Annotated in this window: 28 protein-coding genes; 10 read left to right on the forward strand and 18 right to left on the reverse strand. The window is 54.6% G+C overall.

Features of this window, described 5'->3' with window-relative positions; translation table 11 throughout:
• Positions 1-48: 48 nt before the first annotated feature.
• From AS19_RS12300 to AS19_RS12325, 6 genes are all read right to left on the reverse strand, one after another.
• A complete protein-coding gene (locus AS19_RS12300) occupies positions 49-891 on the reverse strand; it encodes an intermembrane transport protein PqiB (RefSeq protein WP_046962144.1) in 843 nt (280 codons plus the stop codon).
• Entirely contained in the window at positions 884-1399 is a 516-nt protein-coding gene (locus AS19_RS12305) for a paraquat-inducible protein A (protein WP_011589680.1), read from the reverse strand. Before AS19_RS12305 ends, AS19_RS12300 begins: the two co-directional genes overlap by 8 nt.
• Positions 1389-2012, reverse strand: a complete 624-nt coding sequence (locus AS19_RS12310; RefSeq protein ID WP_231860847.1) for a paraquat-inducible protein A — start codon at positions 2010-2012, stop codon at positions 1389-1391. The genes AS19_RS12305 and AS19_RS12310 overlap by 11 nt, the downstream gene beginning before the upstream one ends.
• Positions 2013-2272: 260 nt before the next feature.
• On the reverse strand, positions 2273-3625 hold the full coding sequence (locus tag AS19_RS12315) for a DEAD/DEAH box helicase (protein WP_011589682.1): 1353 nt from the start codon (positions 3623-3625) through the stop codon (positions 2273-2275).
• A gap of 196 nt (positions 3626-3821) precedes the next feature.
• Positions 3822-4037, reverse strand: coding sequence for a DUF1653 domain-containing protein (locus tag AS19_RS12320; RefSeq protein ID WP_011589683.1), 216 nt, complete (start codon positions 4035-4037; stop codon positions 3822-3824).
• The gene (locus AS19_RS12325; protein WP_046962375.1) at positions 4034-4747 is read right to left on the reverse strand and encodes a triacylglycerol lipase; all 714 of its coding nucleotides are present in this window, start codon (positions 4745-4747) and stop codon (positions 4034-4036) included. The genes AS19_RS12320 and AS19_RS12325 overlap by 4 nt, the downstream gene beginning before the upstream one ends.
• A 221-nt stretch (positions 4748-4968) precedes the next feature.
• On the opposite strand from AS19_RS12325, the gene AS19_RS12330 reads away from it, so the two are divergent.
• On the forward strand, positions 4969-5535 hold the full coding sequence (locus AS19_RS12330) for an ATP-dependent zinc protease (RefSeq protein WP_011589686.1): 567 nt from the start codon (positions 4969-4971) through the stop codon (positions 5533-5535).
• Between the two features lie 91 nt (positions 5536-5626).
• Here the strand turns inward: AS19_RS12330 and AS19_RS12335 are convergent, their stop codons facing one another.
• Complete coding sequence (locus AS19_RS12335) at positions 5627-6532, reverse strand: recombination-associated protein RdgC (protein WP_046962146.1); 906 nt, start codon at positions 6530-6532, stop codon at positions 5627-5629.
• A gap of 218 nt (positions 6533-6750) precedes the next feature.
• Between AS19_RS12335 and AS19_RS12340 the strand changes: the two genes are divergently transcribed.
• A complete protein-coding gene (locus AS19_RS12340; RefSeq protein ID WP_046962147.1) occupies positions 6751-7704 on the forward strand; it encodes an aldo/keto reductase in 954 nt (317 codons plus the stop codon).
• 261 nt (positions 7705-7965) lie between these two features.
• Positions 7966-8856 (forward strand): haloalkane dehalogenase, encoded by an 891-nt coding sequence (locus AS19_RS12345; protein WP_011589689.1) that lies wholly within the window; start codon positions 7966-7968, stop codon positions 8854-8856.
• A gap of 136 nt (positions 8857-8992) precedes the next feature.
• Here the strand turns inward: AS19_RS12345 and AS19_RS12350 are convergent, their stop codons facing one another.
• Positions 8993-9208: a VF530 family DNA-binding protein gene (locus tag AS19_RS12350; RefSeq protein ID WP_035461650.1), complete on the reverse strand. Its 216-nt coding sequence runs from the start codon at positions 9206-9208 to the stop codon at positions 8993-8995.
• Positions 9209-9219: 11 nt separating this feature from the next.
• The gene (locus tag AS19_RS12355) at positions 9220-10140 is read right to left on the reverse strand and encodes a glutathione S-transferase family protein (RefSeq protein ID WP_035461648.1); all 921 of its coding nucleotides are present in this window, start codon (positions 10138-10140) and stop codon (positions 9220-9222) included.
• A gap of 199 nt (positions 10141-10339) precedes the next feature.
• Between AS19_RS12355 and AS19_RS12360 the strand changes: the two genes are divergently transcribed.
• From AS19_RS12360 to AS19_RS12370, 3 genes are all read left to right on the forward strand, one after another.
• Positions 10340-10948: a TetR/AcrR family transcriptional regulator gene (locus AS19_RS12360; RefSeq protein ID WP_046962148.1), complete on the forward strand. Its 609-nt coding sequence runs from the start codon at positions 10340-10342 to the stop codon at positions 10946-10948.
• 108 nt (positions 10949-11056) lie between these two features.
• On the forward strand, positions 11057-12214 hold the full coding sequence (locus tag AS19_RS12365; RefSeq protein WP_011589693.1) for an iron-containing alcohol dehydrogenase: 1158 nt from the start codon (positions 11057-11059) through the stop codon (positions 12212-12214).
• Positions 12215-12293: 79 nt separating this feature from the next.
• Positions 12294-12983, forward strand: a complete 690-nt coding sequence (locus tag AS19_RS12370; RefSeq protein ID WP_011589694.1) for a type 1 glutamine amidotransferase domain-containing protein — start codon at positions 12294-12296, stop codon at positions 12981-12983.
• Positions 12984-13126: 143 nt separating this feature from the next.
• Here the strand turns inward: AS19_RS12370 and AS19_RS12375 are convergent, their stop codons facing one another.
• Positions 13127-14125, reverse strand: coding sequence for a cytochrome d ubiquinol oxidase subunit II (locus tag AS19_RS12375; protein WP_046962149.1), 999 nt, complete (start codon positions 14123-14125; stop codon positions 13127-13129).
• Positions 14125-15513, reverse strand: a complete 1389-nt coding sequence (locus AS19_RS12380; protein WP_011589696.1) for a cytochrome ubiquinol oxidase subunit I — start codon at positions 15511-15513, stop codon at positions 14125-14127. Before AS19_RS12380 ends, AS19_RS12375 begins: the two co-directional genes overlap by 1 nt.
• 293 nt (positions 15514-15806) lie before the next feature.
• Here AS19_RS12380 and AS19_RS12385 point away from each other — a divergent pair, with 293 nt between their 5' ends.
• Complete coding sequence (locus AS19_RS12385; protein WP_035461642.1) at positions 15807-16820, forward strand: putative solute-binding protein; 1014 nt, start codon at positions 15807-15809, stop codon at positions 16818-16820.
• A 402-nt stretch (positions 16821-17222) separates the two neighbouring features.
• Complete coding sequence (locus AS19_RS12390; RefSeq protein WP_046962150.1) at positions 17223-18677, forward strand: YdiU family protein; 1455 nt, start codon at positions 17223-17225, stop codon at positions 18675-18677.
• Positions 18678-18750: 73 nt separating this feature from the next.
• Here AS19_RS12390 and yghU read toward each other — a convergent pair whose 3' ends face one another.
• The 3 genes from yghU to AS19_RS12405 form a co-directional block, all read right to left on the reverse strand.
• Positions 18751-19617, reverse strand: a complete 867-nt coding sequence (gene yghU, locus AS19_RS12395) for a glutathione-dependent disulfide-bond oxidoreductase (protein WP_046962151.1) — start codon at positions 19615-19617, stop codon at positions 18751-18753.
• A gap of 94 nt (positions 19618-19711) precedes the next feature.
• Positions 19712-20668, reverse strand: a complete 957-nt coding sequence (locus AS19_RS12400; RefSeq protein ID WP_046962152.1) for an MBL fold metallo-hydrolase — start codon at positions 20666-20668, stop codon at positions 19712-19714.
• A 101-nt stretch (positions 20669-20769) separates the two neighbouring features.
• A complete protein-coding gene (locus AS19_RS12405; protein WP_011589701.1) occupies positions 20770-21660 on the reverse strand; it encodes a LysR family transcriptional regulator in 891 nt (296 codons plus the stop codon).
• A gap of 110 nt (positions 21661-21770) precedes the next feature.
• Between AS19_RS12405 and AS19_RS12410 the strand changes: the two genes are divergently transcribed.
• Positions 21771-22271 carry a lactoylglutathione lyase family protein gene (locus AS19_RS12410; RefSeq protein ID WP_011589702.1) on the forward strand — a complete coding sequence of 167 codons (501 nt, stop codon included), beginning with the start codon at positions 21771-21773 and terminating at the stop codon, positions 22269-22271.
• A 46-nt stretch (positions 22272-22317) separates the two neighbouring features.
• On the opposite strand, the gene AS19_RS12415 is transcribed toward AS19_RS12410, so the two are convergent.
• The 4 genes from AS19_RS12415 to ahpC form a co-directional block, all read right to left on the reverse strand.
• Complete coding sequence (locus tag AS19_RS12415; protein WP_231860850.1) at positions 22318-22590, reverse strand: hypothetical protein; 273 nt, start codon at positions 22588-22590, stop codon at positions 22318-22320.
• 115 nt (positions 22591-22705) lie between these two features.
• The gene (locus AS19_RS12420; RefSeq protein ID WP_144412651.1) at positions 22706-22918 is read right to left on the reverse strand and encodes a hypothetical protein; all 213 of its coding nucleotides are present in this window, start codon (positions 22916-22918) and stop codon (positions 22706-22708) included.
• Between the two features lie 346 nt (positions 22919-23264).
• The gene (ahpF, locus tag AS19_RS12425) at positions 23265-24881 is read right to left on the reverse strand and encodes an alkyl hydroperoxide reductase subunit F (protein ID WP_011589704.1); all 1617 of its coding nucleotides are present in this window, start codon (positions 24879-24881) and stop codon (positions 23265-23267) included.
• A gap of 99 nt (positions 24882-24980) precedes the next feature.
• Positions 24981-25544, reverse strand: coding sequence for an alkyl hydroperoxide reductase subunit C (ahpC, locus tag AS19_RS12430; RefSeq protein ID WP_011589705.1), 564 nt, complete (start codon positions 25542-25544; stop codon positions 24981-24983).
• A gap of 201 nt (positions 25545-25745) precedes the next feature.
• Here ahpC and AS19_RS12435 point away from each other — a divergent pair, with 201 nt between their 5' ends.
• Complete coding sequence (locus AS19_RS12435) at positions 25746-26072, forward strand: hypothetical protein (RefSeq protein ID WP_011589706.1); 327 nt, start codon at positions 25746-25748, stop codon at positions 26070-26072.
• The last annotated feature ends 46 nt before the right edge of the window (positions 26073-26118 follow it).

Here is a 26118-nt window from a genome sequence, read left to right on the forward strand (position 1 = left end):
TATCACAACGTCAACACGATGCCCTGTTGCGGCTTATCTTTTCTACAGCTATTTCCACTTCATGATCGGTGCCCATTCGTGCCAGTCATCTTCTGGCTGGCTGTAAAGGTCAAATCGCTCGCCCTCTTTGGCTAAGGGCCCCGCCTCTGTTGGCGTGGCAAAGCTGATGCCACCGCGTAACAGGTTTTCCAGAGAGCTGGCTTGGATTTGCGCACCTTTGAATAATCCCACATCGACGCTCAGCCCGGAGCTATTCCAAAAGCGGGTATTGCTGCGCACTAACCGGGTGTATTTCGGCTCAATAATGGCCTGAACTTCCACAAAGCGGCCGCCCTGACTTAACTCACTTTCACCAATGGTGCCCACTTGCACATCGCGGTAGTAAATATGCCGGCCTTTTTTCAAGGAGCCCAGCTGCTTGGCCACCAGGGTGACTCTGAGACCCAGGTTGGGCTGCTGCTCAGGGGGTGTTTCCAGCCCGTCAAATTCCTTTACCGGCTCCCCCTCACCCGGCGACACCGCGATGTATTTTCCCGATACCAGGGTGTCCAGATTACGCGCACCCGCGATGCCCAGTTCCGGCTCTACAATCCAGAAACGGCTTTTCTTCCGAGCCAGCTTTTCCGCATCACGATTCAAGCTAGCATGGACCGTGACATGATTCAGATCGTCGCTGAGTACGATTTTATCTACGCTACCCACAGGCACGCCCCGGTAGCGAAGATCAACCCCTGGCTTGATGCCTGCTCCGTTATCAAAGGTGATTTCAATTTGCACGTCACGCTGTAGCAACTGGTCGTACAGCAACCAGCCGGCCACTAGCAGGCTCACCAAGGGCACTAACCAAATGGGGGAAGGCCAGCGGGAGTGTTTCACTTCGGGGCTATCCATGGTCTGCTCCGTCAGGGTTTTGGATCCATAATTGTTGGGGCGAAAAGGCATGGGCAGACAACATGGTCAGCACCACGGCCAATGCAAAGGCGAGAATTCCCGGCCCCGGTTCCACTCGGGCCAAATTGCCGAATTCCACTACCGCTGCCAGTAATGCCACCACGAACACATCGAGCATGGACCAGCGGCCAATCCAATACACCAAACGATAGGCGCGGGTACTGGTGCGTGGATTACTTTCGTGGGGAACGCGCCAGTAGATTACGGCCAATACCAGCACTTTAAAGAACGGCACCAGTAAGCTGGCAATGAACACAATAATGGCAATGCCGGGCATGCCGGCTTCAAACAATTGCCAAATACCATCGGCAATAGTGCTGGCTTTTCCTTTGCCGGTTTCGATAACGGTCATGATGGGCAGCAAATTTGCGGGCACCAGCCACACCACAGCCGCGATCAATAATGCCCAGGCCAATGGCCGATGGCCTGGGGTCGCCTCAGTGGCCATGCCGTGCCTCCAGCAGCCGTTGCAGCTGATCCGGTTGTGCCAAGGTTTCCACAATAAGACGCAACAACACCGCCACCACCAAGCAGAACAAGCCCGCACCGGGGGTCACTGTGGCCATATCACCCAGCTTGGTCATGGCGATAAGAATGCCGAGCAGAAAAATATCCGTCATCGCCCATTCCCGGCTGTGCCGATACGCCTTCATCCAAAACGGAGCTAGCGATGTCGCCGCAGGCGTATCGGTACGGGCCGCCCATAACAGACGCCCCACTGACAATAAATTTAACAGCGGCATAAGCACCAGGGTAAACAGCAGCAATAGGCCCACCGGAAGGTAGATGCCTTGCATGAGGCGCAGTACACAATCCAGCAGGCTGACTTCACGGTCCAAGCCCAGGTTTTCCAAACGCATTAACGGCAGAATCAGGGCGGGCAACCACAACACAGAGGTGGTCACCGTTAGCGCAAGCAAAGAATCTGGGCGCAAGGTCCAGGCGCCACTTAACTGGCACTCGCAGCGAGGGCAGCGCCATGTGCCACGGGCGCGCTGGGGCTGGGAAGGCGCAGCAAGCTGAGTACCGCAATCCGGGCACTGCAACGCATCAGTAGACATCAACTCCCCTCCCCTAAGCTCGGACACCGCTAGCTCCAGCCAATAACCGTACCAGAATGCCTTCCCCTGTGCGGAAAGAACGTGAACGAGAGGCGGAATTTTACGGGGTTTTATAAACCCCGTTTAAGGTGGAAACAGGCTCCGTGTTTTATGGATTTCAAACAAAAAAGGCCGCGCTCAATTTTTAGGGCGCGGCCTCTTGGATTTATAAAACGATGCTAGGCGTAGTGCCTTTTCACGCTCTCAATCTAGTTACGTTATCAATCTAGGGGGCCGGGGGTCTTTTTGCGCTTCACTGTGGCAAACCCGCCTTTGGTGTCTTGGCTCGGCGGCCTGGCATTGCGCTTGGGTTTAGCGGCGTTTTTCTTGGCTCCGGATTTCTTGATACCTTTTTTAGCATCTTCTTTTTTCTTCATTTTTTTCTTTTTATTACCGGCAGCCTTACCGTTGGATTTCAGGTTTTTCGGCCCCAGGAAGTTGCCCCGCAGGGCTTCCACCAAGCGGTATTCAAAATTTTGACGCAGGTAACGTTGAATACTCGCCATCAAATTCCATTCGTGGGCGGCAATCAGGGAAATCGCGGTGCCTTCCCCCCCCACTCGCCCGGTGCGACCAATACGATGCACGTACTCGTCGCCACTGCGAGGCATGTCGAAGTTGATCACCAAGTCCAGGTTATCCACGTGGATACCTCGGGCAGCCACGTCTGTGGCGACCAGCACTTTCACGGCGCCGGTTTTAAGACGATCCATGGCCAGCTTGCGATCTTTCTGATCTTTCTCGCCGTGCAGCACAAACACTTTCAGGTTAGAGGCCACCAGCACACCGCAAAGCCGATCGGCTTGTTCACGGGTATTGGTGAACACTACCGCTTTATCATAGGTTTCATTGGCTAGCAGCCATTGCACCAACCGTTCTTTGTGCTTCACATCGTCGGCAGTGATGATCTGCTGGCTCACAGATTCATTCAGGTCACGCACGGAATCGAGCACCAGCGAGCGGGGGTCGCGAAGCACACTGCTGATCATGTTTTCCATGGCGTTACCGCCCGTGGTGGCGGAGAACAACAGGGTCTGCCGCTCGGGCCGGCATTCCGCGGCCAGGCGCAGCACGTCGTCGTTGAAGCCCATGTCGAGCATGCGATCGGATTCATCCAACACCAGCATTTCTAGATCCTGCAAAAGCAGGTTGCCGGCATCTAGATGCTCGATGAGGCGCCCCGGGGTGCCAATAAGAATTTCCGGGTTCTTGCGCATTTTGGCCGCCTGCACTTTGAAGTCTTCACCGCCGGTGAGTAGCTCGGCTTTAATGAAGGTATAACGGCCTAGCGCTTCTACTTGCTTGAGGGTCTGCTGGGCCAACTCGCGAGTGGGCAACAGAATCAAGGCGCGGGTGTCGGTACGCGGGCGGGAATATTGGAGCAGCTGATGCAGCATGGGCAGCAAAAATGCCGCGGTTTTACCGCTACCGGTGCGGGCCACTACGCGCAAATCGCGGCCTTCAAGCGCCGCAGGAATGGCTGCCGTCTGAACAGGGGTCGGGGTGGTAATTTCCAGCTCACCAAGCGCCTTAATTAAGCGCTCATGCAGGTTCAGGTCGGCAAACGAAGACATAACAGGCTAACTCCATGAATAAGGCGAACATTGTAGCATCCAGAGCCGTTGAAAGTTCACCGTTAAACGTGGAAACACAGTGATCGGTGCAACCCGGGCCTGAACGGTTATTGCTTCGCGCTGGCCACATGGAAGGCCGGGCGCCACGCCAACAGCCCTGCCCTCGCCTTTCTACTTTGAATGCTCTCCTTTCTGCTCAATCCCCCACCCGAGCAAAGCGGGGCTGCACTTTGCCATCTCGCTCTACGGTCTCGATAAACATGGCCAATGGGCGCACCCACAGGGCCTGATCCCCGTAGAGCGGGTGGTAAACCACCACGGTTTCGCCGGTCTCAGAATGGGTTGCCAAGCCAAGCACTTGGTATTCGTTACCTTTGAAGTGCCGGTAACGACCGGGTTGCAACTCGCTCATGGCACATCTCCTGGTAGCGGGCTGCGCGGCAAACGCTCGGCAATGGCCGCCAGCACTTGAGGATTCCACGGTAGCCCCACATGGGTACCCTGCACTTCCACATTTTCAGTCATTGGCCCGCTTTCTTCCTGGCTGCACTGCCAAGCCACGATGCCGTCTTCACGGGTAAAGATGGCTGTGCACGGCACGGGTGGGGCCGCAATGCGTTGGTTAAAGGCCTCCCTGTCGGTTGGAGGCCGATTCGGATTGAACCAACTAAAAAGCGTGGACACATTATTGGCATCTGGATCGCCATTGATAGGGCTACCCAGAGTAAAAACCTGACTCACCAGATCAGGAAAGGCCCGTGCCAGTTCCCGAGCAAACACTCCGCCCAAGCTCCAACCTACTAGCGCGACCGGTTGCTGGTGCCGCCCGCTGATTTCTTGCAACTGGGTAACTAACAGGTTTTTACGTTTGCTATTCATGCCCAGATTCGTGCCCTGGGCCCAGCCATACACGTTATACCCCAGCTTACCCAGGGCCATGCGCAAGGGCCGAGTGCTCAAGTCGCTGGCCCCAAAACCGGGCAAAACAATCACGGGCTGCCTTTTACCTAACGGCAGTTGCTTGTGCTCCAAGCCCCGTAAAAGGTAGCGCCCATAGGCCCATGCTGCGCGGCTTTCGCCTAGCAGAAGTTTGATTGATGGTGGTGCGATAACAGGTGTCATTACTGGCCCTCGGGCTGTTTCCGGCGCCATTAGCAACGGCGCATTATGGAACAATGGTAACCTGTCTGAATGGGGTGGGGGTGGCTGACTGGCGACCGGCAGCAGCCAGACGGTCAATGATTTGCCGGGGAACGGTCTGCAGCGAATACAGTCATACTCTGCCAGCGGGGTCGGACGACTCACCCTTTTACGCAACCTATTTTTATCAACAAGGAGCGCCCATGAAAAAAGGATTTATCGCTTTCATTACTGCCTCATTACTCAGCAGCACTGGCATGGCCATGGCTACCCCCCCAAGCAGCCCGAACGTATTTGGCTGGGTGGAAAAGTCCATGTTGATGCCCTGGGGTGTGGAATTGAAAACCAAGCTGGACAGCGGCGCGCTCACTTCGTCTCTGCACGCCACCGATGTGGATGTTTTCGAGAAAGATGGCGACGACTGGGTACGCTTTACCGTGGATGTAGTGGATGAGGCCACCGGCAAAAAAGTGGAAAAAACCTTCGAGAAACCACGCTACCGTAAAGTGGTGATTCGGGGTGCCGGCGGCACCGAGCGTCGTCCGGTGGTATTAATGAAAGTGTGCATGGGCAACACGGTATATGAAGAACAGTTCACCCTGAATGACCGGTCTGACATGATTTATCCGGTTCTTCTCGGCCGGCGCACCATTTCTCACTTGGGTTATCTGGACGTGACACAGACCTTCCAGCATTCACCCCAATGCGATGAGAATTCGCCGGTGAAAATGGATAAAGACCAACAGGACGATAAGGACATTGAGGACTGAGCAGCAACGCGCATCGCTGTCATCAAATGATTAAACGCATTACCCGCGCCCCTGAATGGGGAGCGCGGGCAAAGCCTTTGCGAAACGGCGGTTACGCCGGATTCACTTCAAAATAACCGTACAGGCTGTCAATGGCATCGCGTAGCACCTTGCCCTGCAAGCTAATACGCGCCTGCAATTCGGCTACCGCGTCTTCTGCGTCCAGTGCATCTATGTTTTCCTGTAGCAGATCCAGCGGCTTAATACGCTTGATCTCCAGCTTGTCGTTGATATCCAGTTCTAACGAATCCTGCCAAGCCAAGTTGATACGGGTGGCGACCATGCCCGTTTCCAGGTGTGCGAGAATTTCTTCCTGCCCTAGGTCCACGGCGGTGAACTTGACTGCGGCCCCTTCATCCTTGATGCCTTTCAGCTCACAACGGTCTCCCAGAGTGAAGCCTTCCGGCAGCAGTTTGGTATCGCGCAACCAATTGCTAAAGCTTGTGTAAGGGGCCGAGTTTGGCGCCGGGTACGCTACGGGCAGGGTGCCGATGGCTTTACGCAGGCAGGCGATGACTTCTTCACCGCGACTGGCGGAGGAAGAATCCACCATTACCCGCTTACGCTCAGTGTCGATAAGCAAGGAGGTGCGGCGCGAGCGAGTAAAAGCCCGAGGCATCAGCTCGAAGGTAATCTGCTCTTTAAGATCGGCCTTTTCTTTGCGCCCAACCTTGCGACCTTCTTCTTGCTGAATGTGCTCCACTTTTTCATCCAACAGTTCCTTGATCACCGGCCCAGGCAACAAGCGAGCGGTTTCTTGATAGGTGCAAAAAATAAACCCATCCACCGCGTAGGCCATGGGGTCTTGCCCCTTGAGCGGCGGCACAAACCCTTCTGTGCGCTCCGTCTGCGAGCCACAGGGTTGGCAACGGTTCTGGTCGAGAATTTCATCCAGTTCGGCCACGGAGCAGGGGAAGGCTTCTTCACCCACAAAGACAGTCAGGTTCTTGATCCACATAGAGTTTTCCAAAAGCAGGGGCAGTGAGAAAATGCACTGCCGATAATGAGGGCGGCCAACGCCGGTCGGCCACAGTAGCGAAATGCCGAGGGCGGCTCAAGCAGGGAAGCACCCCAGCCTGCCGGGAATCAAACCAGGATTCATCAGGAACCCAACCGCCACTGGCAAAGTCCCACTATCAGAAACGCAAATACACACAGGCTTAACAGGAGCAGACCATGAAAACGCTGACTTTCGAAAATGGTGACACCCTACCCATGCTGGGCCTGGGCACCTGGAAATCCGCTCCCGGCGAGGTGTACAACGCCGTCAGAAGCGCCATTGAGATGGGTTATCGGCATATCGACTGTGCCCATATTTATGGCAACGAGGACGAAATCGGCAGAGCCCTAAGCGATGTATTGTCCGCCGGCACAGTAACCCGCGAACAATTGTGGATTACCTCAAAACTGTGGAACAGTGACCATGCCCCCGAGGATGTTCAGCCCGCGCTGGAAACCACCTTACGTAACCTGCAGCTGGATTATCTCGACCTTTATCTCATGCACTGGCCGGTCGCTCTGAAGCCGGGCGTATCCTTTCCTGAATCTGCCGACGACATGGTGTCACTGAACGATTTACCGGTGGAAACCACCTGGACGGCCATGGAAGCGCTGGTGGACAACAATCTGACTCGGCAGATCGGCGTGTCGAATTTCAGCGTAAAAAAACTGCAGGATTTAATAGGCAAGGCACAACGCAAACCCGCCATGAACCAAGTAGAGCTGCATCCTTATTTGCAACAACAGAGCATGCTCGATTTCTGCCAACAACAAGGCATCCATCTCACGGCATATGCTCCACTGGGCTCATCCGATCGCCCCGCTGGCTTAAAAGCTGAGGGCGAACCGGCACTGCTGGAAGACCCGATTATCCATGAGATTGCTGACCGTCATCGTGCCAGCCCGGCTCAAGTGTTGATCAGCTGGGCTCTACATCGCAACACAGCGGTAATCCCCAAATCGGTTAACCCGGAGCGCCTAAAACAAAACCTGGCTGCCGAGGAACTGACCCTCAGCGACGAGAACATGGATGCCATTCGCTCACTGGACAAGCATCGCCGTTACGTGGACGGTGGTTTCTGGGCACAACCGGGCAGCGATTACACTGTCGCTAATCTTTGGGATGATTGACGCTAGCAAAAAAATCGAGGGGATTTTGTAACGCCGTGGCCAGCACCTGCATCTACTGGTATTGATTTCCCACACTCCATTATCAGGGAGCCACTGAAAAACGCCTTACGTGCTTAACGTGGCCTTACGCGTGCAGCGGTTGTTTCTTGCCTTCACGGGCGGGGGCGCCCCTTCCTAGGGATTGGGTTCAACCGATGTGCGCTTAAGGCCCAGCATTCACGGCGCTTTTTAGCGGCGCCTTAATAGCAAAAAGGATCGACCATGGATTACTTGCGCACCCCAGATTCCCGCTTCGAGCGATTGCTCGACTACCCTTTCGAGCCAAACTACGTAACCGTGGACGGGCTGCGCATGCATTACGTGGATGAGGGGCCAGCCGACGGCAAGCCCATTCTGATGCTGCATGGGGAGCCAACGTGGTCCTATCTATATCGGCACATGATTCCGATTTGTGCGGCGGCGGGCCACCGGGTGATCGCCCCGGACTTGATCGGTTTCGGTAAATCCGACAAGCCAACGGACATCAATGCTTATAGTTACCAAAACCACATGGACTGGGTTAAGTCCTTACTCGACCAGCTTGAGCTCACCGAAATCACCTTAGTGTGCCAGGACTGGGGCTCACTGATTGGGCTGCGGATGGCCGCGGAGAACGAATCCCGATTCCGCGCCATTGTGGTGGGTAACGGCATGCTGCCCACCGGAGACGAGCAGGCCCCAAAGGCGTTCCATATTTGGAAAGCGTTCGCGATCCACAGCCCGGTACTGCCAATTTCCCGCATTCTCAATGTCGCCACTTTCCGCAAACTCGGCCCCGACGAAATCCGTGCCTACGAGGCGCCATTCCCCAATAGAAAATACAAAACCGCCGCACGTGCTTTTCCCAAGCTGGTGCCGGTGACACCGAACGACCCGGCCACGCAAGCTAACCGTGCAGCGTGGAAGGCGTTGGAGCAATGGAAAAAGCCGTTCTTAACGACCTTCAGCAACGGCGACCCGATTACCCGCGGAGGGGATAAATACATGCAAGAACGCATTCCCGGCGCCCAGGGGCAACCACACCAAACCCTGGTGGGCGGGCATTTCTTGCAGGAGGATTCGCCGGTGCAGTTTGCCCAAGCCGTGAATAATTTGCTGGCAGGCATGGACTAATTAAGGCTACCGCGGCATCAAATGGAGGGGGTGCCCGCCCGCGCGCCCCCTCTTTTGGGCGATCAGGCGGCTTGCCTGCTATGTCGGATTACCTCGCTAGGCTCATTGGCCTAATGACTATCGTGGTCAGCGCGGCTCACGGGGAAAAGGTGTCGACAAATAACGTTTCCACTTTCTCCCTCGCCCAGGGGGTTTTGCGTAAAAACTTCAAGCTGGATTTCACTGAGGGATCACTGATAAAGCAATTAATTCGAATGCGATCACCCAGCTCTTCCCAGCCATAATGTTCAACCAGGCGCTTCACCACCGTTTCCAGGGTGACGCCATGCAAGGGATTGTTCGGCTGATTCATCAATATCCCCTTCAGTGAGCCTTGGACAACACGTAACCCTCGCGGGGAAAGTGCACATGAACCTGCCCCACCACGGGGTCGTTACGGCGCAACACCAGAGTGTTGGCATCGCAATAGCAGAGCTCGCCCAATACGGGATCACGGCCATAATCGCACGGGGCTACACGCACAGATTGCCCGAGCAAGGGGGCTTGCTCAACCTGTACCGGCAGAGCCCGCGGCTCGGCCTGGCGTGCAATATCCAAGGCCTTATCGGCGCTAATATCCTTTCGTAAGCCCTGACCGAAAGCCTGCATCCTGTTCATCCAGGCATCCACTTTCGGGTGGCTACTGGCTAGCGGTCGGCCCGCTAAATCGCGGCGAAACCAAAGGCTGTGATAGGCGGAAAAGTCCCCAGCATTGGGGGTATCGCCAAACAGGAAATCCCCTGTTAGCAAAGTTTCCATATGATTTAGGTGCGCCGCCACTTGGCGCCGCATTGTTTTCGGGCTACCCGTCTTCACTTTCGATTTACTGCCCATTCTTACCCGGTCCACCAGCAGGCGCCCCAAACCCAGTAAGGACGATTCTTTCAAAACCCGGCGCAACAGGGTGAGATTCCCTGCCGTGACAATAGACGCCAGGAAAATCGACAGGTCCACTTCGCTAACAAAGTTTTGTACCTCTTGGCTGCAATTTTCCACGACCAACTCAGGCTTGTTTGCCAACCGGGCAATTTCGCGACTCAGCGTGCGGGTATCACAAAAAATGTCGGCGCCGATTTGAGCCACCGGAATTTTCCGATAACCACCCGCCAGCGGCGCGAGTTTAGGCCGCGGCGGCATTTCTGGCACCGTGACCGACTGCCACTCTAGGCCCGCATAGCCCAACATGGCCCGGGCCTTTTCGGAAAACGGCGAGAGTGTGTAATGGTGTAGAATCAGTTCCGACATAAAGGCATCCTATGCTACGCCAACAATGTGCCGGCAAGCCTCGCCCCCACGGGCGTGAAGGTCAAGCGCGCATTGCGTTCCCCTTGCATTGGAAACGCCATAATGGGCGAAACGCTTTGCTGCTGGTGCGTCATCCTCGTGTTGTACGCCGGGTCGCACCTCTAGACGACCGGTCTAATTTACTGTTAGGATAACCGCCATGACCGCACACGTCGCCACGCCACAGCCTGACAAACATCGCGATACCCGCCAGCACCTGCTGGATACTGGCCGCGAGATTCTCGCTGCACGCGGTTTCAGTTCTGTGGGTTTGAGCGCCATTCTGCAAGCCGCCGGTGTACCGAAAGGGTCGTTCTACCATTACTTTCAGTCCAAAGAGCGGTTTGGCCAAGCCTTACTGGAAGATTACTTTACCCACTACCTGCAGGATCTGGATTGCCGTTTTGCCGATGACAGCACTCCAGCCATCGGCAGGCTGATGCAGTATTGGCAAGACTGGCAAGAAAACTACTGCGGCCCCACCGGCCTAGGTGATTGCCTAGTGGTCAAACTCAGCGCCGAAGTTGCCGACCTCTCTGAAGCCATGCGCCTCACTTTGCGTGATGGCACCGAGCAAATCATTTCACGCATTGCCGACTGCATCGACGCCGCCATTGCCGATGGCTCTCTACACTCGCAACCTGCCCATCAAACCGCAGGCAACCTTTATCAATTATGGCTGGGCGCCAGCCTGCTCACTAAGCTGCACCGCAATGCGCAACCCATGAACCAGGCCATGACGCTGACCCAAAACCTGCTCGCTCGCTAACACACAAACACAAAACGCCACAGGCCCGCGGTTTAGCGGGCTTTTTTACCGGCCATCTATAGACGACCGGTCTAATTTAAACACATCACCGACCAAGGATACCGCATCATGAACAACTTTGATTTCTACAACCCCACTCGTATCGCCTTTGGCGAAGGAAAAATTGCGGCTCTCGACACCCTGGTTCCCGCCAACGCCAACGTGCTGATTCTGTTTGGGGGCGAAAGCGCGCGCCGCACCGGCACCCTGACCGAAGTGGAAGCGGCATTGGGTGATCGTCGCGTACAGCTCTTTGGTGGCATTGAACCCAACCCCAGTTTTGAAACCCTGATGGAAGCGGTGAGCGTGGTACAGCGTGATGGCATCGATTATCTGCTGGCTGTGGGCGGAGGGTCCGTAATCGACGGCACCAAGTTTGTCGCGGCGGCTTCGCTATTCGAGGGGGATGCTTGGAACATCCTGCTCAAGGGCGGCAGCAATATTCACCGCGCCCTACCGTTCGGCTCGGTACTGACCTTGCCCGCCACGGGATCGGAAATGAACAAGGGCGCCGTGGTAACGCGCAAGTCGCTGCACGCGAAGCTCCCTTTCCACAGTGAGCATGTGTTCCCGCAATTTTCCGTGTTGGATCCCACTAAAAGCTACACCTTGCCGCCCCGGCAAGTGGCCAACGGTGTGGTCGATGCCTTTGTTCATATTGTTGAGCAATACCTGACCTATCCAGCCGACGCTCCCGTGCAAGACCGATTCGCGGAAGGCTTGCTGCAAACGCTGATTGAAATTGGCCCGCAGGCCTTAGCGGAACCAGAACATTATCAGGTACGCGCTAACCTAATGTGGGTGGCCACCCTAGCGCTGAATGGCCTGATTGGCTCCGGCGTTCCTCAGGACTGGGCTACACATATGCTGGGGCATGAGCTCACGGCCCTGCATGGCCTCGATCATGCTCAAACCTTAGCCATTGTCCTCCCGACAATGCTGGCTGAGCGCAAGGAAGCAAAACGCGACAAACTGGTGCAGTACGCGCAGCGGGTTTGGGCTATCAACGAAGGCAGTGATGAACAGAAGGCGGATTTGGCCATTGAAAAAACCCGTGATTTCTTCGAAGGCCTAGGCGTGAAAACCCGGCTAGCGGACTATCAATTGGCTGCCGAGCACATTGAGCCGCTTATCGACAGCCTTGAAGCGCATGGCATGACGGCTCTGGGGGAACACAACGACGTCACCCCTGAGGTATGCCGCCGAGTACTGCACGCCAGCCTTTAACAAGGGCGCGAGCACTCCCTTTACAACACCATCATCCCGACCCGGGGTGATGGTGAAATCACAGAACGGAGATCACCCAATGAATATTCTGATGATTCTTACCTCCCACAATCAACTGGGCGATACCGGCCATAAAACCGGTTTTTGGCTGGAGGAGTTCGCCGCACCCTACTATGTTTTCAAAGATGCCGGTGCGCAGATCACCCTGGCTTCGCCCAAAGGCGGTCAGCCCCCTCTCGACCCAAACAGCGCCACACCGGACGCACAAACCGCAGCCACGGACCGATTCAACCAGGACAGCGAGGCTCAAGCCGCACTGGCCAACACTCGGACTCTGGCGGAAATACACGCCGATGCATTTGATGCGGTGTTCTATCCTGGCGGGCACGGCCCGCTTTGGGATTTGGCAGAAGATGCCACCTCTATTGCCCTGGTTGAATCGTTTAACGATGCGGGCAAACCTGTGGGCGCGGTCTGCCACGCACCGGCGATTTTCCGTCACACGCGCCACAACGGCCAACCACTGGTTAAAGGCCGTACCGTTACCGGCTTCACCAATGGTGAGGAAGAGGGCGTACAACTCACCCACGTGGTTCCTTTCTTGGTGGAAGACATGCTCAAAGCTAACGGTGGGCTCTACAAGAAAGGGGAGGACTGGGCCAGCCATGTAGTCACTGACGGTAATGTGGTGACAGGGCAGAACCCCGCCTCATCCGCAGACAGTGCTAAAGCAATACTGGCCCTTTTAGACCACTCCAGCCGGCATTAAATGTCCGAGCCCGACGCCAGGAACGCAAAAAAAATGAGCCTCACGTGAGGCTCATTTTATCAACCTGCCAATTGGCAGCCGTTGTGGCCGGCAGGCGCCCTTTTAATCGCAGGAGGCAGGAGGCACTGCCTCCCCTGCCTTATTTACTCGTAACTAAGGTCTGTTGCCTTCCCACGAAACACCCGATAAATGAAGAACGTATAGCCAAGAATCATCGGCAATGTAATCACCGTTCCCCAGAACGTGAACAACAACGACTCCGTGGCTGAAGCTGATTCCCAAATCGACAACCGACCCAGCACAATATCCGGAAATAAACTGTAGGCCAGGCCAAGACTCGCCAGCACACACATCACAATCAGAGACAAGAACGCCAGCCAGCCATAACCATTATCCAGAATCTTACGGCTGTTAAATACCCAGATCAGTCCCGCATAAGCCAGTGCGGTAGCAATCGGAATGGGCATCAAGCCGATAGCGTTTGGCAGAGTGAACCATTTGTCTGCAATGGCGTCACTGACCAAGGGCGTAGCAACGGAAATAAGCAGTAAAAAGCCGCCCATAGGCAAGACTGCCCGACGCCCCCAACGCACTGCCTTGTTAAACAACGCGCCTTCCGTCTTGATTAGCAACCAAGAGGCACCCAGCATGATGTAAAGTGCCGGTAACGCCAGTGCGATCAGGATAGCGAACATAATATTGGTGGCATCCCCGGTAAGCCCCGTCACAAAAGCACCCAGCATCCAGCCCTGCGATACTGACGCGACCAGCGAACCCACTGCAAATAGCGAGTTCCATTTGCCCTTATGTTTGTCGCCAGCCTTAACGCGGAAGTCGAACGACACACCGCGAAGTATCAGCCCCATCAACATCAGCGTTACAGGCAAGTAGAGAGAAGTGAGCACTAACCCGTGGGCCTGAGGAAAAGCAATTAGCAAAATACCAACCCCCAATACAATCCAGGTTTCGTTGGCATCCCAAAACGGGCCAATGGCGGCCACCATGACATCTTTCTCTTCTTCATCGGCAAACGGCAATAGCAAACCGATGCCCAAGTCATAGCCATCGAGCACCACATAAATCAGCAGCGCCAACCCCATGGCGCCGGCAAAGAACAACGGAAGCCAATATCCAATATCCATCACGCTTCTCCTTCTGCTTGTTCATCGTCGGCTCGTTCAGCTTTCATAGCCCGCTGCTGTGGGGTCAGAGACAAGGAGCGCGCCGGCTTGGTGGCCATGTAGCGCAATGCCGCGATGTAAGACACCAATAGAAAGACGTACAGCAATACGTAACCAAACAACGTGCCCATAACCGTGGCGCTACTGTGATCTGCTACCACCTCGGAGGTTCGCATCAGGCCACTGACCATCCACGGCTGGCGGCCAATCTCGGTGACATACCAGCCAGCCAAGACCGCCACCCAGCCCGAAAATGTCATCACCGATAGGGCCCGCAATAACCATACTTGAGCATCCCGGTTTTCATCACGTCGCCGGAACAATCGCCAAGCGGCCCACCAACCGACCAACACCATCAATACCCCTACGCCCACCATGACCCGAAAAGACCAGAACACGGGCGCCACCGGCGGATGGTCGCCCTCAAAATCGTTCAACCCTTTCAGTTCACCATTCCAGTCATGGGTCAGGATAAGGCTGCCCAAGCCGGGCACTTTAATGGCCATATGAGTAGTACGCTGCTCCTCATCAGGGAATCCAAATAGGGTCAGCGGGACATTGCTCTCGGTCTCCCATACCCCTTCCATGGCGGCAATCTTTGCCGGTTGGTGTTCTAGGGTATTCAAGCCGTGAAGATCGCCTATCCAGACTTGCAAGGGAGCCAGTACCGCAGCCATCACCGCGCCGGTGCGCATCACTTTCCAGGTAGCTGGGCCATCGACCCTGCGCATGGCCCGCCAGGCACTAACCCCCATAATCAGGAACGCGGCGGTAAGGAGAGAGGCATTAAACATATGCGCCAGGCGATAGGGAAACGAAGGATTAAAGATCGCCGTCCACCAGCTATCCACGTAAAAAACGCCATCCTCCAAGCGGAACCCTGTTGGCGTCTGCATCCAAGAATTAAGGCTGAGAATCCAAAATGCGGAAAAACTGGTGCCCACAGCCACTAACGCACAGGACGTCAGGTGGAGGCGATTGGAGACACGGTTTTTACCGAACAGCATGATGCCAAGAAACGAGGCCTCAAGAAAAAACGCGGTCAGCACTTCGTACCCTAGCAATGGCCCGGCAATGTTCCCCGCCTTTTCCATAAAGCCTGGCCAGTTAGTGCCGAACTGGAAACTCATGGTGATGCCGGACACCACACCCAATGCAAAACTGAGTGCAAAAATCTTCACCCAGAAAAAATAGGCATATTCCCAAGCCTTATCTCCGGAGAAGGTGTAGCGCAACCGGAAATAAAAGAGCACCCAACACAGGCCTATGGTGATAGTAGGAAACAAGATATGAAAGCTGATGTTGGCGGCAAACTGAAGCCGGGCCAACAGGAACGGATCAAATTCCACCGAAGCAACTCCTTCGCTTAATTGAATGGCAGGGGTTCACTCCTAGAGACAATATCATAGAAACTTGCAAGCTAAATGAGACAAATGGTCCATGTTTAACCTCGATCAACCGCAAAATACACGACAACAAATTCCGCAGGTGTTAACATGCTGTATACAGTGGCAACATTTCTATACCTCGACCACTACACGTTATGCACAGCATGTATCCACTTTAGCCAACAAAATGCATGCCATGAAACTGGTAGTTCAACCAGATCATGCATAATAAGTTCACTTTCGGAGAGCATTACATGAAAAGAAGAATGGGGCTGGTAGCCCTAGCCACCGCAGCCATGTTATCCCTAAGCGGCAACGCCATGGCGTTAACCAAGCGCAGCTTCTGCGTCTTTGATCTCATCGGTGCCAATGGCGACACCTTTAATATCATGCGCGACTACAAAACTGCCGCTGTAGCTTGGGGCGTAGATGTTGAACTGAAACCTTACACCGATGAGAAAATCGCTTCCGAAGACCTGAAAGCCGGCCAGTGTGATGCTGCCGTTCTCACCGGTATCCGTGGCCGTCAGTTCAACCGATATACTGGCAGCATGGACTCCATCGGCGCTATTCCTACCTACGACGCCATGAGAACTGTCATCGCTGTGATTGCCAGCAACAGCCCCAGCGTCAACAAACATTTGGTTGCCGGCCCGTATGAAGTGGGCGGTATTGTTCCGCTTGGTGCCGCTTTCTTGTTCCTCAAGGACCGTGAAATTGACACCGTGGAAGAACTGGCGGGTAAATCCATCGCCGTACTAGAATATGACAGCGCCCAAGCCCACATGGCCTCCCGCGTTGGCATGTCCCCGGTTATGTCTGATATCACCAACTTCTCAACTCGCTTTAACAATGGCTCTGTCGATGTCTGCTTTGCCCCGGTGATGGGCTACTCTGCGCTTGAGCTTTATAAAGGCATGGCCCCCGATGGCGGCCTTCAGGATTATGTGCTCGGTCAGCTGAGCGCCCAGATTATCCTCAAACATGAAAAATTCCCTGAAGGCTTTGGCGAGAAATCCCGCGCCTTTATGTTCGGCCAGTTTGACCGCGCCATGAAGCTAATCGATAACGCCAGCAACGAAATCGCTGAGCGCTGGTGGATTCGCATTTCTAAGGAAGGCAAGCTGCGCTACGACGAAATGATGCGCGAAGCGCGGATTGGGCTGACTGAAAAAGGCGTCTACAGCAAAGACATGATGTCCCTGCTGCTTAAGGTACGCTGCAAACAGGAGCCATCACGGGCGGAGTGTGTAAACCCACAAGAATAACCCCTCCTCCTCACACACCGTCGCCATGTATTCTGGCGGCGGTGCGCTTTACCCCTTTCCCATCCTCACCTTAGTTCCACGCCAAACCCACATCACGGATGCGCCGGAACCTGGCTGTTATAAATCTAATCTATAGCAATTTATGGATCTGATCTCGGCAGGTATTCGCACTGCTGCCCTTTAAAATAATAAGCCCCAGAACGACAAGAGGCCCTTACCTAGGGGGACAGTAAAACCCTTAGCAAACGTTCTCGCACGGTTCCGTTAACTCGCAGACCCACCAAGAAAAGCACCGTGAAATGCTACAGGCTGGGCGAACGACCAAATCGGCAAGGTCTCCCGTCCGTACAGACTCTGATACTCTGTAGGCGACCACATTACTGCCACCATTCAGGATATTGCATGCCAAGCGCGTTCGGCTTCCGTTTCGACAACACCTACCGTCGGCTGCCCGAGGCCCTATTCTCAGATTGCCTCCCGCAACCGGTCAGTACACCCGCCTTTGTCTTGTTCAACGATAATCTAGCCCAAGAGCTGGGGCTGGATAGCGAAGCCCTGTCGGAGCACCCCGAATTTTTCAGTGGCAATGAATTACTGGCAGGCAGTGAACCCATCGCCCAGGCTTATGCGGGCCACCAGTTTGGCAGCCTGACCATGCTCGGCGATGGCCGCGCTGTTCTGCTGGGTGAGCAGCTGGATGGCCACGGGCAACGCCATGACATCCAGCTTAAAGGCGCCGGCCGCACTCCTTTTTCCCGAGGTGGCGATGGCCGTGCAGCCCTTGGCCCCATGTTGCGCGAATACATTGTCAGCGAAGCGCTCCACGCGCTGAATATTGCTACCACTCGCAGCCTGGCCGTTACCCGCACCGGCGACAGAGTGCGCCGGGATACCCTGCTTCCCGGGGCCATCCTGACCCGGGTGGCGGCATCACATATTCGTGTCGGCACCTTCCAGTACGCCGCCGGACAACAAGACCCTGTGTTGCTGGAAAAACTGGTGGATTACACCATCGCGCGCCATTACCCCTCCTTGGAAGGGGCAGAGAATAAAGCCTTGGCTCTATTCGAAGCCGTGATGGATCGGCAAATAGACTTGGTGGTCGACTGGATGCGGGTAGGTTTTATTCACGGTGTGCTCAACACCGACAACGTAACCCTATCCGGCGAGAGTATCGATTTTGGCCCTTGTGCTTTTATGGATCGCTTTGACCCGAACACGGTGTTCAGCTCCATCGACCACCAGGGCCGCTATGCCTATGGTAACCAACCCAGCATTACCCAGTGGAACCTGGGCCGCTTTGCGGAAACGCTGCTCAGAATGATGGACGACAACACAGACATCGCGATCGAAAAAGCCACCACATCACTAAAATCATTTAGCCTGCGTTACGAAGAAAAGTGGCGCGCCATGATGAACAAGAAGCTGGGGTTGTTCGGCAGCGAAACCGAGGACGATACGCTGATTGCCGATTTGCTCACCTGGATGCATGCGCAGAACGCGGACTACACCAATACCTTCCGTGATCTAATCCAGGACGGCCTGCCTGATGGCGAGCAATACCAAAGCGAAGCGTTCCAGCACTGGCACCAACGGTGGCGGGCTCGGCTGGCCCGCAACAGCAAACCACTGGCCTCATCGTTGTGCCTAATGCGTAATCACAACCCGGCGGTGATTCCACGCAACCACTTGGTGGAGCAAGCCCTCCAGGCGGCCAGCGAGGATAACGATATGGCACCCACCCATGCCTTGCTACAAGCACTCTCCGCCCCCTATGCGGACAGGGACAGTGATGACCGTTATCGGCAACCCGCCGCACCCGGCGAACAAGTCCACCAGACTTTTTGTGGCACCTGAACGAGGCAGCGTCTTAGCATTCTGTCGGATTACAGCTGAGCGTAATCCGACATTCAGCGCTCGATGAACACCATCAGCTCTGCACTTTGTCCTGCGTTTTCAACTCGAAGTCGCTAGCATCATGACGCTCATGCAACTGGCTGGACGGCTCGCCCCAGGCCCGGTTCACCATGAGGCCACGCTTTACTGCGGGACGCTCGCCGATTTGGTTAGTCCAGCGCAGTACATTGGTGTAAGTGTGGGCTTCAATAAACTCCGCCGCTTCATACACTTTGTTAGTCACCAGAGCGCCGTACCAGGGCCACACCGCCATATCCGCGATGGTGTATTCATCACCGGCCAGGTATTCGTTATCCGCCAAACGCCGGTCCAATACATCCAGCTGACGCTTGATCTCCATGGTGTAACGGTCGATGGGGTATTGATACTTTTCCGGCGCGTAGGCATAGAAATGGCCGAAACCGCCCCCCAGTAGCGGCGCACTGCCCATCTGCCAGAACAGCCAGCTCAGGGTTTCGGTGCGGGTCGCCAGCTCCCTGGGCAAAAAGGCACCAAACTTTTCCGCCAAATAAAGCAGAATACTGCCGGACTCGAACACCCGCTGGGGCGGATTGACGCTATGGTCCATCAGCGCGGGAATCTTGGAATTTGGATTCACGTCCACAAAGCCACTGCCGAACTGATCACCCTCCGTAATCTTGATCATCCAAGCATCGTACTGCGCACCGGTGTGCCCCTTTTCCAGCAGTTCTTCCAGCATCACGGTGATTTTCACCCCGTTGGGGGTGGCTAGCGAATAAAGCTGCAAAGGGTGCTCACCAACCGGCAGTGCTTGGTCGTGGGTGGGGCCGGCAATAGGACGATTAATATTGGCGAATTTGCCACCGTTTTCCTGGTCCCATTTCCAGACCCGAGGCGGGGTGTAGGTATCGTCAGACATGCGGGCTCCTAAAGAGAATCAATGCCGCTACTATGGCCAGCAGCGTGCAAGTGAACAAGGGCAATCATGCGATCCATTTTTTCAGCTGAATGAATCAATCCGCTTGCTGCCCAAGCCATACCATCAACCCCTGGCTGTTGAGATTAATATCAAACCCCAACGCATCTTGCAGGGCTTCATCCGATAGCGACACACCATGGTCACGGGCTTTGTCGAACATATACGCTCGCATCGCCGCCTCCAGCCGTTGCAGCAAGGTCGCGTCATCGCCCGGTGCCGCTTTTTTTGCCAATGCCACGTAATCATCCACCATAGCCAGTAAACGCTCCCCCGGCTCCTGAGGCGTCTCCAGCACACCGTAATGGGTCAGGAACATGCGCTTGGGATTCAGTGCCAGTAATTTACGAATCGACAGTTTCAATGCGTCCGGATCGAACTGCACCGGGGTGGTGGTGGGTAAAATGAAGGGCCCTTTTTCGGTAGTCAGTGGCGGGTAAGACAAACCAAAGGTATCACCGGTAAAAATACCGCAAGAAAGCGAATCAAAAACACAGAAATGATGACGGGCATGACCTGGGGTATCGTAAAAGTCCAGGCGCCGGTCACCGACCAGAACATGGTCACCTTCGTTCATCTCTCGCACACGGTCAGCCTGCACGGGAATCACATCGCCATAGGTTTTGGCAAAGGCGTCTTCACCGTATACCGCGATGGCCCCCGCCTTGAGCTTGGAAGGGTCAATCATGTGCCGGGCGCCACGGGGATGAATCAACAAGGTGGCGACCGGCAACGCCTGCATCAACCCTCCTACGCCCCCCGCATGGTCAAGATGCAAATGGGTGGGAATCACGAACTTGACCTGTTCACGCTCGATCTCCCGCTGTTCCAGCAGGGCGAGAATAATCGGTACGGTATTATGCGTGCCCGTCTCGATGATGACGTACTCATCACCGCCCTGGAGCAGATAACAGGCCGCCAGCCCATCGCGCATCAAGGCGGTATCAATACGGGTGATATGCTGGCCGAGATCGGCATAAGGCTGGAAGGGCATGAAGCAACTCCTGGCAGGTCAATCGCAGCCCTGACTATAGAGGAAGAGGCAGGCCACTTGCATTCGACCCTAGTCGCAATCGCCAAGCTTGCCTGACACCGCTACACCAGCTCCAGCGTCTTCCCCGTTAAACGGGAAGCCAACTCGCTCGCCACAAACCGGGCGCGGGCCGACAGCGTCCATTGCGCACGATAAATCAGCCACAATGAATCGACCACACGAGGGTCCATTTCCACCACCCGAATTGCATCAGGCCAGGCATAGGCTTCGCGGGCATAGCGTGGAAGCACTGTAAAACCAAACCCCCGCGCCACTGGATCCAGAATCAAACCAATCTGATTCACAAACCCCTTGCACGCAATACTGCGAATGCCGCGATTTCCCGGAAAGACTCTGCTCAATAGCCGTGACGCCATGGCCTGCCCATCCGGATGATCAATAAACCCTAGGTTTTCAAGATCTTCCCAACAACTCACCATAACTTTAGCTGGTACGACCAAATCCAGTGGTTCCTGCGCAAAAAGACACGCCGCCAGTCGCGGGTCGTCTGGCTTGATGGTAACCAGACCTAACTCAAAGTCATTATTTCCCACAGCCTTAAGAACATCATGATCGGGAGCAAAACGATGACGCATCGTCAAACCAGGGTATAAGGCCTGCAAATCCAGCAGCAAAGGATACAGAGACAAACCAATGCTGCCGGGGCTGATCAGGCTGATTTCACCCTGCCGATCATCCTCCCCGGACAAGCGCAAATTTAGCCGTTTTTCTGCCTGCTCCAGGTCTGCGCAATACATCAACAGTGCCTGACCTGCCGGCGTCAGCTCAATCTGGCGAGGCCGGCGAATCAACAGCGGCCCCAAGGTCTCTTCCAGGTGTCGAATATGCTGGCTGACCGCCGCCTGAGTCAGCCCCAGCTGGTCTGCCGTACGAGTGAAACTGCCCCGCTCCGCTAACACCACAAAAGAACGCAACCATTGAGGGCTGATCATAAGTAAACCTTATCGAGGCAATAAGATGAGCTCCATTTATCTTATAACACAACCCTTTTAGGCTTTCCTCATGCCGTAGCCGCAATCGCCACCAGCCATGAGGCCCCACCATGAACCAGCCCTACCCTCGCAACTTTTCCCACATCGGCCTATCCGTTACCGACCTAGATGCCGCCGTACGCTTCTACACCCAGGTGCTTGGCTGGTATTTAATTATGCCCCCCACTGCCATCACCGAAGATAACAGTGCTATCGGCCTGATGTGCACCGACGTATTCGGAAAGGGCTGGACATCATTACGCATTGCCCACCTTTCCACCGGAGACCGTATTGGTGTGGAGATTTTCGAATTCAACCATGTTGAAAAGCCGGAAAACAATTTTGAGTATTGGAAAACTGGCGTGTTCCATTTCTGCGTTCAGGACCCCGATGTGGAAGGCCTAGCAGAAAAAATTGTGGCCGCAGGAGGCAAACAGCGAATGCCAGTAAGAGAATACTTCCCTGGCGAGAAGCCTTACCGCATGGTGTACATGGAAGACCCTTTCGGAAACATTCTTGAAATCTATAGCCATAGTTACGAGCTGACGTACTCGGCAGGCGCGTATAATTGAACGCCCCTAGCCACAGCGACGGTGCTCGCCCTATAACTACGCTTGCCTATCCCTTGGCCAGCTGCAGCAAATCGCGAGCGTAAGCATTAATATCAAATGGCGTTTCGTCTTCCATGGTTGCAGCTACATGGACGGCCAACACATCAGCCATTTTTTCCAGTGCTTCATCATGGTCCAGGCCATTTTTTGTCAACGCCATCATCACCATGCCGGTCTCGCGGGGATGGCCGTCAGCGATCTGATTCTCCACCGCTTCAACCATCGCCTTCTGGGCAAATTCGTCTTCCGCCTGTTCCATTTCATTCATAACAATATTCACTTGCTCTGCTTACTTTATTGTTTGCCACAGATTCAGTATTACTGGACACCGAAGCAACGCCCTAGCTTAATGCCCCATGATAACTCGAGATCGCTGCTCGCCTGAACAAGACAGCCTATTCTTCATCAGAACGCTGCATCGGCAAGGGCCGGCTGTCGCCTACCGGGCCAACAAACGTTACCGGCGGCGAATCCGCCAGTGAGCCAACGCAGAGCATGCACTCCCCTTCAGGCGGAGTCGAACTTTCCACATAACGCACCGCATGGCGGGCCCCGCCCCGGTTGCTGGAATATTGCATTCTGCGTTCCGCAGTTTTAGCTCTGCTCATATCTGCCCCCTGTTTTATGTTAACAACAATTCACGCTCTCAAAATTTACTAACGGAACGGACACATTGGAGTAAATTTAGGCGGCGCATTTGATGTCTGCGCTGCGCCGCCCCTAATCCCTTTCACTCATATCAAAACCCAGGCAGCGAGACCAGCAGACATGACAGCCGCCTCAGTGATGAAACCATCGCCCAGAGAAAGCCTAGGTACAAGCTACCAACTTCAGCACAGAAGGCCACACTACTGAGCGCCATGCCGATAGCACTGGCTAGGACAAGCGATTGCGGCAAATCTAAGGTACCGTTTTCCGCTATGTATACCCGTGACTTTCTGTTTACCGCTGGGGTCAGGCAACCGCTGCGACCTTCTGCACATCCTTGTCATTTTCATACAGGGCATCAAGACGATCGCTCTGTGTCAGCAGGTATTCAAAAGCAGCCAGGGAAGCCTTAGAGCCTTCGCCCATACTAATAACAATCTGTTTGTACGGCACGGTGGTCACATCACCAGCCGCATAAATTCCCTCTTGCGATGTCTGGCACTTCTCGTTGATTTCAATTTCTCCAAACCGACTACGCTCAACCACCCCTTCTAGAAAGTCACTGTTGGGCACCAGTCCGATCTGCACAAACACCCCATGCAAGGGCAGTCGATGTAATTGCTCAGTATCACGGTCAATGTATTCAATGGCATCTACCTTGCCGTTACTGGCCATTATCTGATTGGTTGCCACGTTCCTGTGAATGGTAATGTTGGCTTTGGCTTCAGCCTTGTCCACCAGCACCTTGTCCGCTTTCAGCTCTGGCATGAACTCGAATACATTCACTGATTTAACGATACCGGCCAAATCCAGCGCAGCTTCGATGCCAGAGTTGCCACCACCAATGACAGCGACATCCTTGCCCTTGAAGAAGGGACCATCACAGTGTGGGCAGTAAGCCACACCATTGCCGATATTTTCCTTTTCACCAGGCACACCCAGTTCGCGCCACTTGGCGCCGGTGGCCACGATAATCGTCTTGGTGTCGATAGCTTCACCGGAAGACAAAACCACGGTCTTAATATCGCCTTTCTCCACACGAGCCACTCTCAGATGCTCTTTTACTGTCACATCGTATTCGCTCATATGCGCCTGCAGCGCACCAGACAGTTCCGGGCCGGTGGTTTTCTTTACGGAGATCAGGTTTTCGATATCCATGGTGTCTTTCACCTGCCCACCAATACGATCGGCGATCAGGGTGACCTTCAAACCTTTACGGGCGCTGTAAATTGCGGCGGAAACACCCGCCGGGCCGCCCCCGATAACGGTAACATCCTGCAATGGCAGTTTTTCTCCGACACCGGCTTCAGCGAGGCTTGGGTCGTAGGCCAACAGCTTATCGATCAACTCAGCGGCGGTAACCTTGCCATTGGCGAACAACTCGCCGTTCAAGTAAACGCTGGGCACACCCTGAATGTTCCTGTCACTGACCACATCCTGAAACAACCCCCCGTCGATCATTTCCGTACGGATATTGGGGTTCAACAAGGCGAACTGATTCAGCGCCTGAACCACATCTGGGCAGTTATGGCAGCTCAGGCTAATAAACACTTCAAAATGCATGTCGCCTTTGGCCTTAGCCACCATGCGCTGAAGACCCGCGTCCAGTTTAATTTCGGTCCCAGATGCATGTAGAAACGCTAACACCAAGGAATTGAATTCATGGCCTGCGGGAATACCGGAGAAACGGATACCGGTGTCTTCACCATCGGCTTCTAACAGAAAACTGATTGGACTACGGAGCCTGTCACCCAGATCCCGTTCTTCGAACGCGAGATTGTCACTGACACCCGCGATACTGGAAAGAAACGTTACCAGTTCCTCGCGTTTGTCATGGGATCCGCTTTGCAGCACAAAAGAGACTTTCTTCTGCATGTTGGCGGCGTAGCCCTTAAGAGCCTGCAAAATTTCATTCGTGAGCATGGGTATCCCCTCACTATAAATAGAGTGTTCATTAACTTAAGCATTCAAGGGGTAACAACCCCGGCACTGTCGCTAGGGTTGTTACAATCGGAAGCGAGATTAGATCTTGCCGACCAAGTCCAGAGACGGGGCAAGAGTGGCTTCACCTTCTTTCCATTTCGCCGGGCAAACTTCGCCAGGGTTGTTGCGAACATACTGGGCCGCTTTTACCTTGCGCAGCAGATCGTCCGCATCACGGCCGATACCTTCAGCTGTAATTTCCATTGCCTGGATTACACCATCTGGATCAATCAGGAAGGTAGCGCGGTCAGCCAGGCCTTGGCCTTCACGCATTACACCAAAGTTATTGGTGATGTTGCCGGTCTGGTCTCCCACCATGAAGTAATTAATCTTGCCGATGGTGTCGGAGGTGTCGTGCCATGCTTTGTGGGTGAAGTGGGTATCGGTGGATACAGAGAAGACTTCTACGCCCATTTTCTGCAGCTCTTCATACTTGTCGGCCACATCGCCCAACTCAGTAGGGCAAACAAAGGTGAAGTCGGCGGGATAGAAAAAGAAGATCGCCCACTTTCCCTTAACATCCGCTTCTGAAATGTCTACAAATTCGCCCTGCTTGAATGCGGTGGCGTTGAACGGTTGGATTTCGCTGTTGATCAGTGCCATGTGTCCAAGACTCCCTAAGTTATCGGTAAAACGATTGCGTTAATGTTTTCGTCGAGAACAAGAATGGGGCCTTTATGGCGATTGGTAAATTTGGATGCTTTCATTGAAGCGATAGGAAATAACTAACGAACTAGCAAACCTGTAACAAGCCTGCCTCACTCACTAGCTTGCCTAACTGGAGAGCCCCATGCCGCACAGAGAATGGCAACGGACCGTACTGGCTGCAGGGTCACTGCTGGCATTCGCTGCCACACCCCTCCGGCTTATGGGGAGCGCTACGATTACATCCGTGGGAACGATGTGTATGAACAGGATTACCAGTATGGGCTGGATTATGACGGCCTAAGCCGCATCCCCCAGACCGACCTGAAAAAAGACAGTACCGGAAGCACGAAAAACGCCGAAAACCGGCTCCAGAGGCGGGCATTGGAATTGCAAGAAGAGACGGCCCAACCTTCCATGACCCAGAAGTTGAAGCACTGGCAGGCAGATATCCAACTGAAAACACCGGGGAAAGCTTCCCCCTGACTGAAAGAGTGCCAGCGGCTCTTTATTATTGGAGTTGCACGCGGCG

This window comes from Alcanivorax sp. NBRC 101098 (genome assembly GCF_001010505.1).
GTDB lineage: Bacteria > Pseudomonadota > Gammaproteobacteria > Pseudomonadales > Alcanivoracaceae > Alcanivorax > Alcanivorax borkumensis.

Coding starts and splice junctions, on each gene's coding strand:
- AS19_RS12300 (WP_046962144.1), bottom strand. CDS start 891: ATGGATAGCCCCGAAGTGAAACACTCCCGCTGGCCTTCCCCCATTTGG.
- AS19_RS12305 (WP_011589680.1), bottom strand. CDS start 1,399: ATGGCCACTGAGGCGACCCCAGGCCATCGGCCATTGGCCTGGGCATTA.
- AS19_RS12310 (WP_231860847.1), bottom strand. CDS start 2,012: ATGTCTACTGATGCGTTGCAGTGCCCGGATTGCGGTACTCAGCTTGCT.
- AS19_RS12315 (WP_011589682.1), bottom strand. CDS start 3,625: ATGTCTTCGTTTGCCGACCTGAACCTGCATGAGCGCTTAATTAAGGCG.
- AS19_RS12320 (WP_011589683.1), bottom strand. CDS start 4,037: ATGAGCGAGTTGCAACCCGGTCGTTACCGGCACTTCAAAGGTAACGAA.
- AS19_RS12325 (WP_046962375.1), bottom strand. CDS start 4,747: ATGACACCTGTTATCGCACCACCATCAATCAAACTTCTGCTAGGCGAA.
- AS19_RS12330 (WP_011589686.1), top strand. CDS start 4,969: ATGAAAAAAGGATTTATCGCTTTCATTACTGCCTCATTACTCAGCAGC.
- AS19_RS12335 (WP_046962146.1), bottom strand. CDS start 6,532: ATGTGGATCAAGAACCTGACTGTCTTTGTGGGTGAAGAAGCCTTCCCC.
- AS19_RS12340 (WP_046962147.1), top strand. CDS start 6,751: ATGAAAACGCTGACTTTCGAAAATGGTGACACCCTACCCATGCTGGGC.
- AS19_RS12345 (WP_011589689.1), top strand. CDS start 7,966: ATGGATTACTTGCGCACCCCAGATTCCCGCTTCGAGCGATTGCTCGAC.
- AS19_RS12350 (WP_035461650.1), bottom strand. CDS start 9,208: ATGAATCAGCCGAACAATCCCTTGCATGGCGTCACCCTGGAAACGGTG.
- AS19_RS12355 (WP_035461648.1), bottom strand. CDS start 10,140: ATGTCGGAACTGATTCTACACCATTACACACTCTCGCCGTTTTCCGAA.
- AS19_RS12360 (WP_046962148.1), top strand. CDS start 10,340: ATGACCGCACACGTCGCCACGCCACAGCCTGACAAACATCGCGATACC.
- AS19_RS12365 (WP_011589693.1), top strand. CDS start 11,057: ATGAACAACTTTGATTTCTACAACCCCACTCGTATCGCCTTTGGCGAA.
- AS19_RS12370 (WP_011589694.1), top strand. CDS start 12,294: ATGAATATTCTGATGATTCTTACCTCCCACAATCAACTGGGCGATACC.
- AS19_RS12375 (WP_046962149.1), bottom strand. CDS start 14,125: ATGGATATTGGATATTGGCTTCCGTTGTTCTTTGCCGGCGCCATGGGG.
- AS19_RS12385 (WP_035461642.1), top strand. CDS start 15,807: ATGAAAAGAAGAATGGGGCTGGTAGCCCTAGCCACCGCAGCCATGTTA.
- AS19_RS12390 (WP_046962150.1), top strand. CDS start 17,223: ATGCCAAGCGCGTTCGGCTTCCGTTTCGACAACACCTACCGTCGGCTG.
- yghU (WP_046962151.1), bottom strand. CDS start 19,617: ATGTCTGACGATACCTACACCCCGCCTCGGGTCTGGAAATGGGACCAG.
- AS19_RS12400 (WP_046962152.1), bottom strand. CDS start 20,668: ATGCCCTTCCAGCCTTATGCCGATCTCGGCCAGCATATCACCCGTATT.
- AS19_RS12405 (WP_011589701.1), bottom strand. CDS start 21,660: ATGATCAGCCCTCAATGGTTGCGTTCTTTTGTGGTGTTAGCGGAGCGG.
- AS19_RS12410 (WP_011589702.1), top strand. CDS start 21,771: ATGAACCAGCCCTACCCTCGCAACTTTTCCCACATCGGCCTATCCGTT.
- AS19_RS12420 (WP_144412651.1), bottom strand. CDS start 22,918: ATGAGCAGAGCTAAAACTGCGGAACGCAGAATGCAATATTCCAGCAAC.
- ahpF (WP_011589704.1), bottom strand. CDS start 24,881: ATGCTCACGAATGAAATTTTGCAGGCTCTTAAGGGCTACGCCGCCAAC.
- ahpC (WP_011589705.1), bottom strand. CDS start 25,544: ATGGCACTGATCAACAGCGAAATCCAACCGTTCAACGCCACCGCATTC.
- AS19_RS12435 (WP_011589706.1), top strand. CDS start 25,746: ATGGCAACGGACCGTACTGGCTGCAGGGTCACTGCTGGCATTCGCTGC.